At 50.9% G+C, this 14,441-nt stretch carries 13 protein-coding genes; 5 read left to right on the top strand and 8 right to left on the bottom strand.

Annotation, left to right across the window (positions count from 1 at the left end; genetic code table 11):
- Positions 1 to 162 precede the first annotated feature (162 nt).
- The 6 genes from HALO_RS08830 to HALO_RS08805 form a co-directional block, all read right to left on the bottom strand.
- Complete coding sequence (locus tag HALO_RS08830; RefSeq protein WP_035584041.1) at positions 163 to 789, bottom strand: response regulator transcription factor; 627 nt, start codon at positions 787 to 789, stop codon at positions 163 to 165.
- A complete protein-coding gene (locus HALO_RS08825) occupies positions 789 to 2,219 on the bottom strand; it encodes an HlyD family type I secretion periplasmic adaptor subunit (RefSeq protein WP_035584044.1) in 1,431 nt (476 codons plus the stop codon). The genes HALO_RS08830 and HALO_RS08825 overlap by 1 nt, the downstream gene beginning before the upstream one ends.
- Positions 2,219 to 4,396, bottom strand: a complete 2,178-nt coding sequence (locus HALO_RS08820) for a type I secretion system permease/ATPase (RefSeq protein ID WP_050713341.1) — start codon at positions 4,394 to 4,396, stop codon at positions 2,219 to 2,221. The genes HALO_RS08825 and HALO_RS08820 overlap by 1 nt, the downstream gene beginning before the upstream one ends.
- A 124-nt stretch (positions 4,397 to 4,520) precedes the next feature.
- Positions 4,521 to 6,104, bottom strand: coding sequence for a TolC family outer membrane protein (locus tag HALO_RS08815; RefSeq protein ID WP_035584050.1), 1,584 nt, complete (start codon positions 6,102 to 6,104; stop codon positions 4,521 to 4,523).
- Positions 6,105 to 6,387: 283 nt separating this feature from the next.
- Complete coding sequence (locus HALO_RS08810) at positions 6,388 to 7,266, bottom strand: DMT family transporter (protein ID WP_050713340.1); 879 nt, start codon at positions 7,264 to 7,266, stop codon at positions 6,388 to 6,390.
- Complete coding sequence (locus HALO_RS08805; RefSeq protein ID WP_035584056.1) at positions 7,263 to 7,532, bottom strand: SelT/SelW/SelH family protein; 270 nt, start codon at positions 7,530 to 7,532, stop codon at positions 7,263 to 7,265. The genes HALO_RS08810 and HALO_RS08805 overlap by 4 nt, the downstream gene beginning before the upstream one ends.
- A gap of 93 nt (positions 7,533 to 7,625) precedes the next feature.
- On the opposite strand from HALO_RS08805, the gene HALO_RS08800 reads away from it, so the two are divergent.
- The 3 genes from HALO_RS08800 to HALO_RS08790 all read left to right on the top strand — a co-directional run bounded on the left by HALO_RS08800 (position 7,626) and on the right by HALO_RS08790 (position 10,020).
- On the top strand, positions 7,626 to 8,939 hold the full coding sequence (locus HALO_RS08800; RefSeq protein WP_035584060.1) for an MFS transporter: 1,314 nt from the start codon (positions 7,626 to 7,628) through the stop codon (positions 8,937 to 8,939).
- Positions 8,940 to 9,185: 246 nt separating this feature from the next.
- A complete protein-coding gene (locus HALO_RS08795) occupies positions 9,186 to 9,620 on the top strand; it encodes a PAS domain S-box protein (RefSeq protein ID WP_035584062.1) in 435 nt (144 codons plus the stop codon).
- A 187-nt stretch (positions 9,621 to 9,807) separates the two neighbouring features.
- Positions 9,808 to 10,020, top strand: a complete 213-nt coding sequence (locus HALO_RS08790; protein WP_035584066.1) for a PA3496 family putative envelope integrity protein — start codon at positions 9,808 to 9,810, stop codon at positions 10,018 to 10,020.
- Between the two features lie 515 nt (positions 10,021 to 10,535).
- On the opposite strand, the gene HALO_RS08785 is transcribed toward HALO_RS08790, so the two are convergent.
- Together HALO_RS08785 and HALO_RS08780 are read right to left on the bottom strand one after the other, a co-directional pair.
- Entirely contained in the window at positions 10,536 to 11,915 is a 1,380-nt protein-coding gene (locus HALO_RS08785; RefSeq protein ID WP_050713339.1) for a DEAD/DEAH box helicase, read from the bottom strand.
- A complete protein-coding gene (locus tag HALO_RS08780; protein ID WP_050713338.1) occupies positions 11,912 to 12,523 on the bottom strand; it encodes a hypothetical protein in 612 nt (203 codons plus the stop codon). Before HALO_RS08780 ends, HALO_RS08785 begins: the two co-directional genes overlap by 4 nt.
- A gap of 97 nt (positions 12,524 to 12,620) precedes the next feature.
- On the opposite strand from HALO_RS08780, the gene HALO_RS08775 reads away from it, so the two are divergent.
- The gene (locus tag HALO_RS08775) at positions 12,621 to 12,893 is read left to right on the top strand and encodes a helix-turn-helix domain-containing protein (RefSeq protein WP_050713337.1); all 273 of its coding nucleotides are present in this window, start codon (positions 12,621 to 12,623) and stop codon (positions 12,891 to 12,893) included.
- A gap of 336 nt (positions 12,894 to 13,229) precedes the next feature.
- The gene (locus HALO_RS08770; RefSeq protein WP_050713336.1) at positions 13,230 to 14,267 is read left to right on the top strand and encodes a hypothetical protein; all 1,038 of its coding nucleotides are present in this window, start codon (positions 13,230 to 13,232) and stop codon (positions 14,265 to 14,267) included.
- Positions 14,268 to 14,441 lie beyond the last annotated feature (174 nt).

The raw sequence follows: 14,441 nt of genomic DNA, 5'->3' as shown, positions 1-14,441 counted from the left end.
CCACTTAATCTAGCGCGTGAGCACTAGTCAGATTAGCGGCATATGAATCCATCCTAGGGGAGTAGGCAATTAAAAAGTATTGTACTGATGGACAAAAAAATGAGGCCATTTAGGCCTCAATTTGTAATGCAGGATAACTACCACAATTCGACACTAGCTATGCTAGGAACTTAACTGTTCAGTAACCGGCGCCAGCTTCAGAATTAGCTGTAAGCGATCCCGAACAGCAAGCTTTTTAAAAATAGCACTAAGGTGCGCTTTTACGGTGCGCTCGGTAATGTCGAGCTGTCTCGCCACCTCTTTGTTGGTAGCACCACGGGCAACCGCAAGCGCCACTCCTCGCTCACGCTCAGTTAGCAAATCGAGATATTCACTATGCTGAAATGAACCACCTTGGTTGCGCTGCTGCAACGCTTTAAACGAGCCCCCCAACACCTTGGCTAGCAGCTCTTGGCCTACCCATACGCCTTGATTGGATACCACTAAGGCAACCTGCTTAAGCACCTCAGGCGCGGCCAGGGTATGCACGTAGCCACGCGCACCAAGATCTAACGCTCTGAGCGCTTCCCGGTCATCCGGCGCATAACTGAGCACCACGGCAACGGCACCTTCAGCAATAATTGAAGGAACTAACTGCGGCCAATGTTCAACCGTGGTGGAGAGCCAAACCAAATCATTCGGTTGAGCCGACTGAAGAATCGTTTCCGGGTCTGATGAAGCAACATTTTCAAATGCGTTTTTCCAACGTCCTTTTAAACTACCGTCGGTGGTAATAAACCAATGCTTCATCAGCGCTCCCCCATGGAATCACGCCACGCTCTTAAGACAGGTTTCAGCATAAACTGCATCACCGTGCGCTTGCCCGTCACTATGTCCACCTGCGCCGTCATGCCGGGAATTACTTGTAGTCTATCGGCGACATTTTCGTTTTCTAAACTGCGCACCCGCACTTGGTAGAAGGTATTACCGTCATCATCAGTAATGGTATCGGCACTAATACGCTCAAGTTCGGCCTGTAAGCCACCATAAATGGCATAGTCATAAGCCGTGAGCTTGATAGTCGCGGGCTGCCCTGGATGCAGAAAGGCGATATCTTGAGGTGCAATGCGCGCTTCAACCAGCAGTTGGTCATCGGTGGGGACTATTTCCACCATCTCCTGGCCAGGCTGAGCGACGCCACCAATGGTACTGATATGAATGCGTTGAACAATACCGTCAACCGGCGAACGAATTTCGGTTAACCGAACGCGATCCTGCAACCCTGTTCCCGATTGTTGCAACGCATTTAAGTCGCCCAGCGTTTGAGCCAGATCGTTTCGCCATTCACTTCTTCGCTCTGCGCCTAGCTCCAGCAGTTGCCCCTCAGCTTCTTCCACCCCAGCCTCTAGGCGTGAAACAGCGGCATCAGCCTGATTACGCTCGCCGGTTGCACTTGATACATCTCTTTGCAAACGCAGCACTTCTACTTCAGAAACAGCACCCGAGGCCAGTAGTGGGCGCGTTAGATTTAATTCTTGGCTCGCCATATTGACCTCTCGCTGGGCAGTATCACGGCGTGCCTGTGCCTCACGCAGCTCCTCCTCACGCTGGCGGATACGATCCCTTAAAACGTTCTCCTGTTCGCGCATCTCTTCACGGCGGCTTTCATACACTTCGCGCTCTTGCATCACGATATCAGGGACTTCTTGCCGCAACTCTTCGGAAGGCTCAAAGGCCGTACCCGTTGCTAACGCCCGTAGCCTTTCAGCGCGCGCTTGAAGCGCATAGCGTTGAGCGCGGTTTTCACGAAAATCAGATACAAAACGGGTGGGGTCAATTTGCATCAGCACTTGGCCCGCCTCGACAATCTGTCCTTCGCGAATAAAGATTTGTTCAACAACGCCACCGTCAAACGACTGAATACGCTGTAGCTGGCTGGCGGGTATCACACGCCCCGCTCCACGAGTTACTTCATCGATAGAGGCAAAGTAAGCCCACACTAAAAGCGCCACAACGGTGATCAGTACGGTATAGAGAAATAGCCGGGCACGAATGGGCTCTTGCTGCATGCGCGCCCAATCGGTATCGCTAGCCCAATCACGGCTTAAGTGGGCGGAAGACACTCGCTTGGCAAACAACCGATCCATAAAAGGACGAAACGGTTTTTGACCTTTTTCTGAGAAACGGCCAATGGCGTCAAAGCCTTTTTGCTCGGTCGTGGATGAGGGTTTACGCGCCATTACGATGCCCTCCCGATCTGGCCTTTACGCAAGGCCTCGACCACGGTGTCACGCGGACCATCAGCCACGACCTTGCCACCATCCATAACAATAATTCGATCAACCAGTGAAAGCAGCGAGGTGCGGTGTGTGACCACCAGGATGGTTTTTCCTGCAGCCACGTTTGTCAGGTTAACTTTAAATGCCTCTTCGCTGGCGTTATCCATTGAGCTTGTGGGTTCGTCCAACAATAAAATAGGCGGATCCTGCACCAGCGCACGGGCAATAGCGACGGACTGTTTTTGCCCGCCGGAAAGCGCTTGGCCGCGCTCGCCTACTTGCAAATCCACACCATGCGGGTGGCTATTGACGAGAGACTCCAAACCCGCCAACTCAATCGCCCTAAGCAGCGCCTCATCATCAACCCGATCGCTGCCGCCCCCAGCCACAATATTGTCCCGTAGCGAACCTGAAAACAGGCTTACATCTTGAGGAACGTAGCCGATATGGCGACGCAGCTGCAGCGGGTCTAGCTGGCGAATATCCACGTTATCAACCAGCACGGCACCCGATGTTGGCTGATAAAACCCTAGCACCAATTTGTTTAATGACGATTTACCGCAACCAATGCGACCAAGTAGCGCGACCTTTTCGCCAGCTTTGACGGTTATCGAAACATCCTTCAGCGCTTCGCGCTCTTCATTGGGGTAACGCAACGTGACTTTTTCAAGGCGTATATTGCCTACAAAGCTGGGCTTTTCTACGTAGGCTTTGCCCTCATGGCGCTCTACCTTTTTATCCATCACAGCGTTTAGTGACTCAAGCGCCGTTGAGGATTGATGATATTGCGCCAGCAGCGCCGCAGCTTGACTGATCGGCGCCATTGCACGTGAAGAGAGCATATAAGCGGCAATCAACCCACCCTGGGTGAGGTTACCTTCGATGATCTGATAAACACCCACAATAATCACGCACACCGCCACACTGTGCTGTGCCCATTGGGCCACATTGGAGACCGAAGTGCTGACCATCTTTAACTGCGCGCCGGTACGGGAAAGAAAGGCCGACGACTTCTCCCAGTGGCKCTGAATGCGGCTCTCTGCCCGCAGCGCCTTAACATTTTCTAACTGGGATATCGATTCCACCAACAGTGAATTGCGCTGTGCGCCGACTTCCCAGGTAGTTTGCGAAAGCTCATGGAGCTTGCCTTGTGCAGCCAGCGCATAGAGCAGTACAAACACGATGCCCACCAACACCGGCAGCACTAGCCAGGGATTAATCAGCGCGATAATCGCCGCAAACATCAGCACAAAGGGTAAATCGACAATGCTTAAAATAGTTGCCGAACCAATAAAGGCACGTACCGACTCAAAGGATTGCAGCGTGGAAGTGAACGACCCAGTTGATGCCGGACGCTCTTCTAAACGCAGGCCCAGTGCTTTGGCCATGATAGAGGAAGAGAGCTTCACGTCTGCTCTGCTAGCGGCTAAGTCAACAAAGCTGCTACGCATCAGCCTGAGCACCAGATCAAAACACAGCACGATAAAGATGCCTATCGCGAGCACCCATAGCGTTTCCGTTGCCTGGTTGGGCACTACTCGATCATAGACATTAAGAACAAACAGCGGCATTGCGATGGCGAAAACATTGATCGCCACCGAGCCCAATACGATATCGCGATAGAGAGGTCTGTTTTCGCGAATGACGCCCCAAAACCAGTGCTGATCGCGGCGTTTCTTGACCCCTGGTTCAGACGCATTATCCGCTAGAAATTTAGGGCGAACGTAAATAGCTTCGCCGCTATAGCCCGCATACAGCTCTTCAAGGGGCAGTTCAACGTTTGATTCAGATAGCTCAGGAAAAATGACGTTCGCTTTTTGCTGTTTGAGATCAATCCCCAACAGCACGCACGCCCGACCTGGTTCCAGCAAGAGAATAGCCGGAAAGAGTGCTGGGTTAAGCGCCGACAGCTTGCTTTTCACAATCCGCGCCGTTAGTCCAGCACGGGAGGCGGCCCTACCAAATACGGAAGGTGTTAGCTTGCCCTGCTCCAAGGGCAAGCCGGCTCTAAGGGCCTCTGATGACACCTCATGCTGATGAAATGAGGCAACCGCTTTCAAACATTCGAGTAACTCATCGCCTATTGGCTGCTCGCTAGCATTTGCAGCGGTCGGCCTTTCCAGCTTGGTTTGTGTCACAGAGACCTCATTCCCCTAATGCCTATTTAGGCATCTATTTCCCCCATGATTAGCGAAAGCCGCTAACCCTTCGCCGCCAAACGACGAATCATTCTCTTTCTGTACAGAAGACTATTCAAAAACGTTAGCCGCTAGTGACCAGCGTATCCTCGTGGTTCAACTGCAGATACGGGGAGGTCATGACTAGCAGCTCGTTGGCGGCATACGACGACGCTAGCGTATCAGCTTGAGCGGGTAACGAAGAAATACCGCGAGTAAAGTCTTCTAAATTAAAGCCACGAGGCCCTTCCGTTCCACAGGCCATCTCTGCGCTAAGCATGGCGTCGTCGTAACCCAATTCAGCTAGAGTGGGGATATCGTCACGAACCACTTCAAGGGTATGCATAAGTTGACCCATTGCGGCTAGCGTACGCGCTTGGGCCAAGGTTAAGTCAAACTCTGCATTCGCGTAGGCTCGGCTGGCCTCGAAGTACTCGTTCTCACTATCAAGTACGTCCAACAAAGTACGCTGGCCAATATCAAACTGCTGCTGGTAGGCCCCACGAACCCGGTTAATTGATTGGCGATGCTCGTTCAGGTAGCTCAATTGCTCTCCCAAGCGCTGGGTATCGTTGTAAGCAATTTGAGTGGTTTGACGTACGTTCGTACAGGCCGTTTCGCGCTGATTGACGGCTTGTTCAATACGCGTGGTCGCCGCATCAAAGGCCGCACTATCAGAACCACCGCGATAGAGGTTCATGCTGGCGACTAGCTGAATACTGTGCTCATCACTGCGCCCAGCTATTGAGTCGTCTTGATTATTGGTTCCCGTGCGCCCCTGAATATCCAGGCGGGGCATAAAGGCGGCCTTCGCAGCTCCTTGTTCCGCCCGTTGCACAGCAATATTTTCGATCGCGGCATGGAAATCCGGGTTCCCCTCGAACGCCATTTCGACGGCCTGGCTAACATCAGCGGGCAGTTCATCGGCCAAGCTAGGTGCAGGCGACATATTCTGAGGAGGAAGTTCGCCTACGATACGCTGATAACGGGCCGTTACATCGTGCAGGTTTGACGCTTCGGTCATCAAGTTGGATTCGGCTAACGCCAAGCGGCCGCTGATTTGCTCCAGGTCAACGCCACGGCCTGCTCCGGAAAGAGCGCGCTCTTCAATTTGCGCGAACACCCGTTGGTGTTCGCGATAGTTGTCTTGAGCTAAACGCACCATCTCACGGTAGCGAAGCACGTCAAGATAGGTTTGAAAAGCTTCAAGGGTCACCTCTTCACTTGCACCCAGCAATTCAAAATAGGCAATCAGCCGAGTGCGATCCAAACGTTCTACTTCACTACGGGTGGCAAACCCATCAAATACCATTTGGGTGAGCGTGAGTTCAGCAAAGTCACTGCTGTAGCTTCCGCGCCCATCATTTTGCTGGTCTTGCCGCCCCACACCGGCAGAGACATCAATCGAAGGCAAATAGTTACCCTTTGCGACTCTGACATCGCTCCCGGAAGCGCTAAAATTCGCCCAAGCAGCATTGACATCGGGATTGGAAATGATCGTTTGTTGAATAGTGCTGGGAAGATCGGTGTTGCCAGGCGCGTAGAGGCTAGCGGGAAGAGACTGCGCCAATGCCGTAAGCGGGACACACGCTAACGTGGTCACTGTCAGCGGCTTAAAAACATGGTGACAGAAGATTTTTTTGAGTCTCGATACGGCATTTTTTTTCATCGTCAGCGTTCCCTATAGTGTGGCACTCATCGCACGCAGCTCATTATTCGTATGATCCATTGAGCTATGTTGCACTATTGCATCAAGTATCAGCCCACGAAACCTCATCGCTAAGTGAGCTTATATCCCTACGAGCGCCCAATTTTTGAATTAAGCCAATGGTAGTTAATACTTAATCAGCTGAGCTTAGCTTAATTTAGTTAATTTCCTACTCATCGTGAGGACATAAAACCAAATGTCACAAAAAATTACAATAAGAACATCATTAAATCACAAAAAAAATTCAGGATTGTTCGTTTTTCTGGGCTTGTTGCAGCCCGAGCCCCAGTAGTATCAGCACTAGCCCAATCAAGGTTGAAGGCAAGATAGGCTCTCCAACGACCAGGAAAAGTAACAGCAGTGAAACAGGAGGTGAAAGAAAGATCAGGTTGGAGACTTTGGCCGTGCGCGACACCTTGTGTACCGCCAACTGCCAGAGAATAAACGCCACACCCATCTCAAATAAGCCCACATAGACACCGGCACCAAAGGCGGGCCAACCGTGCCATTGCAATCCTGGACCCAACAGTAACAAGACGGTCAACACGGGCAGGCCAACACTAAAGTTCTGCCACTGGCCTACAAGGAGTGGGCGCCTATCACGCGCATTGAGCAGCCAATAAAGTGCCCATAGCAACGTCGAAGCAAGTGCCAGCACGACCCCTAGCGGGTCGGCGAAAGAAACATTAAAAACCGAGCCACGGGTAGCGATTACCCATACACCTGCGTAGGCGACGAACCCAGCAGCGATATCCATACGCGTCAAGCGCTGCCCAAGCAAAGGCACAGCTAAAAACGCCATCGCCAAGGCCCAAGTGTAATTTAGGGTCATAGCCTCTTGCCCAGGGAGGCGGTCATAAGCGGCGAAGAGCACCAAATAATAGGCCACGGGATTCATCAGCCCCGCCCACGCGGCTGTTTTCCAACCGGTGCGCAACGCTATGCTGATATTCCCCTGCTTAATGACCAGCGCCCCCATCAATGCCCAGGAAACAAGTGCTGCGAGCCACATCAGCTCCACAGGGCTCATCCAAGCAAGCGCCACTTTGAAGGCCGTTGCCACCGTTGACCAAAGCGCTACTGCTCCCAACCCGCATAAAATGGCATACCGATCTTGGCTCATCGATCGATATGCCCTAAATCTCGACCTGGCTCCAACTGGTCTCGCACACGTTGCTTAAGAAGCTTGATATCCGGAAAGCCACCATCACGCTTTCGCTCCCATAACAGCTCATCATCACACCAGATCTCGAACGTGCCGCCATGGGAGGGGGAGAGCGATACCTCACTTAATCCTTCGCCAAAGGTTGAGAGCAATTCCTGTGCATACCAACCGCTACGCAGTAGCCACTGGCATTGAGTGCAATAGCGGATTTGAATACGTGACATCCCTGGCCTCCTAGACAAGTTAATATGGCATCCTAAGCAGACATTCTGTCATTTTGAGTTAGCCTGAGATAGGTCGATTAAGAAGGAGCCCCGATGGCCGAGCATCACGTTTCGCAAACTCGCCTGTATGAGTGGCTAACGGGCGATGACGATAGCCGCATGTGCGACGACATACCTGAAAGCGCTTGCAACGAACAGCCGCGCAATTTTTTTCTGCACGTATGGGCTTCTTTGGGTAATAAGCTGGCTGACGAGCTGTCTAGCGCGCGTTTAGTGCTACCCTGGCTGATGGGGATTATTGGCGCTCCCGTCTGGATGGTAGGGCTACTGGTACCCATTCGAGAGGCAGGCGCCCTGTTGCCGCAAATTTTTGTAGCTGGGTTTATCCGCTTAAAACCTAAGCGAAAATGGGTGTGGGTAACCGGCGCGCTGGTTCAAGGGCTCGCTGCGTTAGTCCTTGCCGTGCTTGCGTTATTCGCCTCCGGCACCTTAGGCGGTGCGTTAGTACTCGCAGCGTTAATTCTACTCTCGCTGGCCCGAGGGTTATCTTCAATTGCTACAAAAGATGTGCTGGGCAAAACCATTGCCAAGCGCCGACGCGGCACGCTAATGGGCTGGAGCGGCAGCATTGCCGGCGCTGCCACGCTAGTGGCAGGGGCTGTGTTAATGCTATTTGATGGCCACCCAGGCAATTTAGTGTTAGCGATATTGCTGGCCATAGCTGCTAGCGGCTGGCTAATGAATGCCATCGCCGCTGCCCGTATTCAGGAGGCCCCCGGCGCAGTAAAAGGCGGCGAAAACGGCTGGGACAGTATTAAATTGGGCCTATCATTGCTAAAAAATGACCGCACTTTTTTACATTTCAACCTTGCCCGGGCACTTCTGCTGTCAAGTGCCCTCGCCCTCCCCTACATTGCACTACTAGGACAAAACCAAAGCGGCACCGACCTGGGGGGCTTGGGTATACTGGTTGTGGTATCGGGGCTTGCTGCCATGATAGCAAGCCCGGTCTGGGGAAAACGGGCAGATCAGTCGAGCCGTGGTGTGATGCGCGATGCGGCGATCGGTACCGCTATTTGCTGCTTACTGGGCGCCAGCCTGACTTGGCTACCCGGTGGGTGGACACACAGCATATGGCCCTATGCGGCAGTTTACGCGTTATTAGTCATTATTCACCACGGCGTACGCTTAGGGCGTAAAACCTATCTCGTCGATATGGCTAGCCAAGATAACCGTGCACTTTATGTGGCGCTTTCGAATACTTTAACCGGCGTGTTAATGCTCATCGTAGGCGGCATCATTGGCGCCTTTGCACAGTGGTTTGGTAGTAGCGTATTACTCCTCATTCTAGCGGCTACCGCCGTGGGAGCTATCCTTAGCGCTCACCAACTACCTGAGGTGGAGTGACATGGCACGGCCTTCACCTCAAAAAATGAGCACCACAGCGGCTATCCACAAGACTGCCAAGGTTAAGGTGCTGCTCAAGATTGCAATGCGTGACAACGCTCGCCATGATAGAGCCTAATAGCAGCAAGGTGTTGGAGCATTTGCTACGCTGCCTATAATAAGCAATTGGAAATTCCGGAGTTTCACGGACAAACTGAACTGCCGTGAACGATGGAAAAGGACTTGAGCTGCAACAGGAACCCCTTGATGAAACGATCTCCATTGATCAGTCCAGAACTGCTCGAACGAATTGTTGATGCATCGGAAGACGGCATTGTCGTTGCCGAACAGGAGGGGGATGAAAATATCCTCATCTACGTCAACAAAGGCTTTGAGCGCCTAACCGGCTATAGTGCGGATGAAATCTTGTATCGCGACTGCCGCTTCTTGCAAAATGAAGACCGCGATCAGGACGCGCTAGTTGCTATCCGGGATGCGCTTAAAGATGGCCGACCTTCTCGCGAAGTACTGCGTAACTATCGCAAAGACGGCACTATGTTTTGGAATGAGCTGTCCATTACGCCGGTCTACGACGAAGCAGATGAGTTGATGTATTACATTGGCGTGCAAAAAGACGTTACCGAACGCGTGGAAGCGCAGCTTGCGCTAGCGGAGCTGCAAAAGCAGCGAGAAAACAGCTAATCATTAACTTTCTCACTAAAAAAAACTATAAAGCTTGAACTTCATCCCAACTGGCGTTATATAGCGGCAAGGCGCTTAAACTGCGCTAGGTGCTTCACTTTGCGGATGGCATGTGTTTTTGAACCTCACATGTCCGCGTATGAAGCCATTGTTACGCCGGCACGCCGGCTGGGTTGGAGGACATCACATGAGCCGTGATCCCCTAAGTCGTGAAACGTTTACTACCGATGCACTCGAATCAGACGAGTTCGAAAGCTTAGACGCTGTCAATGACGATCACTACAGCAAAAGCAAACCAAGCAAAGCTGACAGCTTGCGCGCGCGACGCCAAGTTGAAGCATGGCTGGAAGAACGCCGCCTCCAGCGTGCCATTGAAGATGACTGGGACGAAGAAGAGTAAACTTTTTACGGCTCGGCCTTCTCAGCGAATGAGCGGGCCAGCTAAGTTATACGCTCCTAGCCTTTCCTGGCGCAGACCACTATCATCACTCCCTGGTCAGTAATAGCAGTTAGTAATAAGAGTCAGTAGCCCGCTGCTGTCGCTTTATTCTTTTCATCAACTTAACGGATCTCCATGGCGCAATATTGCTATCTATCCCATAAATTTTTCGTTAACTTTGATGGGTGGGTGGGTTGGAGGACGCCAAACCAAGGAGCTTAAGTCATCGCTTGGAAAAAAATCCCGCTCAATTTCTGTAGAAAACTGGCATTTTAGTTAAATTTTAAGTTTATGAGACGAATTTAGGCTCCAAAACTTAACTTTTTAGTCACGCCATAAACTGCCGGTGCGGCGGTCAGTCGATACACACAAGGGTATTTTCATTCGCATGGAATGGGAGTCGCTTCCGTTTGTTTGAGGCTGCTTTGTCAATGCTCATTGCACTAGGTGGAACTTGTATATAAGGGTAGATGTGGCTATATCAGTGACAAGAGATACTGCCGGTAGTATTGAGAAAAGCTCAGCGTCAGTAATGAAGCCTCATTAACTTGCAGCTCGCTCTTTCCATTCTGCTCTTTAACAGAAAGGGGTTTACCTTCACTTTCTTTTGCGCCTTCGGTATCGCCATTGGCGCGTTCAGTGTGGGATTGGGTCGGACGGCCATTAAGCTTTTTTGCCTGCAGCGTGGATTGATCCTCGGGAAGATCATTCGCGATTCTTTGCGAGTATTTACGCAGAGTAGGTTCAGCGATCACGTAAAGCCACGCTTCCCTATCTTCAATACCCATCTTTCTTAAAATACGGCCTAGAACCTGCCTGTAGTGAAGCTCAGTGCGAATGCGACTGAGGTAACAGCACACAGAAAGACGCTGAATATCAGTGCCTTCAGAAATCATGCTAACCGCTACAATCCAGCAGGTGTTGTCATGCCGAAACTGGTCGATTAGTTGCTGAGCCCGAGGTGTTTTACTGGTGACCACGACATAGCTTTGATGCTTAGCATTCAGTATTCCAGCAATTTGATGGGCATGCTCGATATCCGTTGCCACCACTAGCCCCCCAGCTTGAGGGGTCTTATGTCGGGTTTCACTCAGCTGCTGAATACCTATATCCAGCACAGCATTGAGGATGTCGTCATGGCGCAACAGGTCTTCATAGCTAACGGGTGACTCACTGAGTAGTTGAGAGAAGCATGAAAACCCTCGAACAGACTCGGTGTTTTCTTTTTCCTCGACGAGCCTGATTAGAGGGTTATCGATCAGCGTAATCCGTGGAGCTCTGCACACGCCCTCGTTTACAGCACTTTGTAGGTCATAACGATAGTCACAGATCAGCTGCCCTTCTGGATCAGAGTAACGTGCCAACGCGATAGGAAGGTCATCAGAACGCCAAGGGGTTCCAGACAAGCCGAGGGTATAAGTTGCTTGATCCTGGATATTTCGAATAATCTGCTGCCCCCATGTGTTACTAAGGAGAGGATCATGACCTGCGCAGTGATGAATTTCGTCGAAGATAGCTAATACGCGGAATTTTTTAAAAATATCCCAAAATTCTTCCTGTTGGTATTCCATGGACTGGTAAGTATAAGCGGCGCCTGCGGATGCAATGACGTTTCCAAAACGCTGGTCTAAAACAGCAGAAAACGTGCGCTGCATACCTGCAACCACTTCCCGCGTAGGGGCAAAGCAGATAACGAAGTCGATAAGCTGTTTTTCAAGTAACCACTTGGCCAATTCGGCAGCAAGACGGGTTTTTCCGCTGCCGGGGGTTGCCTGAACGAAATAATCACGGTGGCTCTGATAGTGTGTTTTGGCCTTGTCTAAACAATCCGCTTGCCACTTCCGCAATATAATCATGAGCCACTGAGGCGGCTTATGGCCTTTTCTAAAGCGCTGACATGGCCTAAAAGACGTGAGCTACGCTCGTGGGCACTGCGGTAGTCAATTGAAAGGCTATTATTAAGCTCCGGATGGTCACTCATAAGCTGTTGGAAGGCTTCCACTTCCCCTAAAGATTCCAAAAATCGGCTTTGCGCCTCATTTAACTTTTTTTCCAATACCGTGTAGCTATCGGTAGGCACTTTTACTGCTTGCCTGTTCTCTTCGCTACTTGACTGGCTCGCATCATTGATGACTGGCTCATTCAGTGTTTGAGGATGTGTGCGCTGAAGCCACTCAGCAAAGTCATCTTCAGGATTACCAAGATCAGCTTCCAGCAGCGCAGCTCCTACATGGTACAGCTGACCACGTATACGTCTCTCGCTGTCCTTCTCAACAAAATGAGCCTTAACCAGCTTTTTGATTCGTTCATAAATGAAGCGTCGCAGTGGTGCTTTGTGTACAGGATTAACGCTGTATAGCTCCAGATACTGATCCCGAAGGCTTTGAACACAGAATGTGGAGTTTTCTGGCTTCAGCAAGAGCTGAATGATTCGCCGATCTATGCTCGGGAGGTTACGGGACATGGGTATGGGCATCAAAGGAGTTAAAATACGGATTATAAGCCGTGGCTTGATAGGCCGCAACGCTCGATAGTTCTGCCTCATAACCAATGAGGCAGATATGGAAGAGCTGGCATTCGCTATCGGGAAAAATATTAGAGAAAAGCGCCGAGCGAATGGCCTCCCTCAGGATCGCTTTGCATTAGTAGCAGGCATTGATCGTAGCTATATGGGAAGGATAGAGCGTGGAGAAGTGAGCATCACCGTTGAGAAACTGTATAGGATTGCAGCGGCCTTGCAGTGCGAGCCGGTAGCCCTGCTTCCTAAGATATCTTCTATCCACCTGCAGCCGCCCCATAAGGCCAATAAAAGCAGTCTTAAAAAAAGACAGTAGCTATATTCCGCTATGAGATGTGACTCTACAGCTGTTTGATATGACGTTTTCGCGATATGGTGCTTTATCTGGCATAAAGACATTTATCTCCACGTGATCATCATAGATTATTGTTTTTTTATGATATAAAAAAGCATCAAGAGCTATTCTTGTATAGGAAATTTCCTGTGGTTTTCAGAACGCATCTTCACTGATTAACCGGAACACCATTCGCTTGGCTTAGTTGAGATCACTTTGGCAAGCATGTACCACTCGTACGCTTCGCTCCCTCTAGGGTAAAATATGATATTCAGCTAAAATCTGCTGGATTATAAGGCCTCGAAGGTAAATCATCACATGGCTCGCCAACGCCCTACACCGATGCTTGATGCCGCCAAGCTTCGAGAAAACGCTCTTACCTCCATTCGATTGGGCGTTGAAGACTTTGAATGCTCCAGGCACCAAGGCGGCGATCCAGCACGGGCACTCTCGGCTATCCGAAATCTTTTCGCAGGAGTACTGCTCCTATTCAAGTACAAAATCGCTACATGTGTGGAGGATCCTGCTGATGCTGCAGCTCTGATCTTAAATCCACCCGAGGTTTTGCCTCGCTCAGATGACGCTGGAGGAATCGAGTGGGTGCCTGTGGGCAATTTCAAGACCACAACAATTGATGTGGGAACGATTCGAAAGCGCTTCGAAGCTTTTGAGATCGATATTGACTGGGATGTGATCAGAACGTTACAGGATTGTCGTAATCATCTGGAGCATCTGCATCCCGCCCACACGCTAGGTGAGGTAGCCGATTTCGTAGCGGAGCTGTTCCCAGTGCTGCGCAACTTCATTCAGTTGGAGCTGGGAGAGTCACCAGCAGCAATCCTCGGAAATGCCTGGAAAATCATGCTTTTGCACCATAACTTCTTTATAGATACCAGACAACAATGCGAAGAGGCTTGGTCTGAGGCTTGCGTACCAGAAGGGATGGAATCGTGGCTCAACGAATGTAAGTGCCCAGGATGCGGCTCCACCTTGTTAGCACCTGCGCAAGAAAGCCTGGATGCAGGCGATACCGTTGAATATAACGATGACCGTTTTCAGACCACCTGTATAGCCTGCGGATACACAGTCTTGATAGCCCCGCTCATGATAGTTGCACTGGAGAGAGCCCATAGTTACGACCCACGCGACGGTGACGAGCCCAGTCTTGAGGGCTGCAATCAATGCGGCCGGAGAACATTCCTCATTCATGAGCAGTCCTGCTTGTGGTGTGCCGCTGAACTCGAATACTCGGAATGCGAGATTTGTGAGGAGAACCTGACACAAGCAGATCAGGACAGCGGTGGGCTGTGTTCCAATCATGCTCACGCTTATGAGAAGTTCATGCGGGAAGATTGACTAAGTTTTGGCGCAAACTAGCCCTAGCTTATCGTTACTAACGGCGAAATAGGCACCTGCCAACGTCGTTATAGCTCCGACCAAAGCTTGCAGTAGATATGCTCTCTGCAAATCCCGAAATCATTGGGGCACTGAATTGTGCGAGTGTCCTCATCATGCGTTTTGACTACCACC

This window comes from Halomonas sp. R57-5 (genome assembly GCF_900070345.1).
Taxonomy (GTDB): Bacteria; Pseudomonadota; Gammaproteobacteria; order Pseudomonadales; family Halomonadaceae; genus Vreelandella; species Vreelandella ventosae_B.
Note: the sequence above shows the minus strand (reverse complement) of the source record. Positions and strands in the feature narration are given on the sequence as shown.

Coding starts and splice junctions, on each gene's coding strand:
- HALO_RS08770 (WP_050713336.1), top strand. CDS start 13,230: ATGGCTCGCCAACGCCCTACACCGATGCTTGATGCCGCCAAGCTTCGA.
- HALO_RS08810 (WP_050713340.1), bottom strand. CDS start 7,266: ATGAGCCAAGATCGGTATGCCATTTTATGCGGGTTGGGAGCAGTAGCG.
- HALO_RS08785 (WP_050713339.1), bottom strand. CDS start 11,915: ATGATTATATTGCGGAAGTGGCAAGCGGATTGTTTAGACAAGGCCAAA.
- HALO_RS08805 (WP_035584056.1), bottom strand. CDS start 7,532: ATGTCACGTATTCAAATCCGCTATTGCACTCAATGCCAGTGGCTACTG.
- HALO_RS08800 (WP_035584060.1), top strand. CDS start 7,626: ATGGCCGAGCATCACGTTTCGCAAACTCGCCTGTATGAGTGGCTAACG.
- HALO_RS08815 (WP_035584050.1), bottom strand. CDS start 6,104: ATGAAAAAAAATGCCGTATCGAGACTCAAAAAAATCTTCTGTCACCAT.
- HALO_RS08795 (WP_035584062.1), top strand. CDS start 9,186: ATGAAACGATCTCCATTGATCAGTCCAGAACTGCTCGAACGAATTGTT.
- HALO_RS08780 (WP_050713338.1), bottom strand. CDS start 12,523: ATGTCCCGTAACCTCCCGAGCATAGATCGGCGAATCATTCAGCTCTTG.
- HALO_RS08790 (WP_035584066.1), top strand. CDS start 9,808: ATGAGCCGTGATCCCCTAAGTCGTGAAACGTTTACTACCGATGCACTC.
- HALO_RS08775 (WP_050713337.1), top strand. CDS start 12,621: ATGGAAGAGCTGGCATTCGCTATCGGGAAAAATATTAGAGAAAAGCGC.
- HALO_RS08825 (WP_035584044.1), bottom strand. CDS start 2,219: ATGGCGCGTAAACCCTCATCCACGACCGAGCAAAAAGGCTTTGACGCC.
- HALO_RS08830 (WP_035584041.1), bottom strand. CDS start 789: ATGAAGCATTGGTTTATTACCACCGACGGTAGTTTAAAAGGACGTTGG.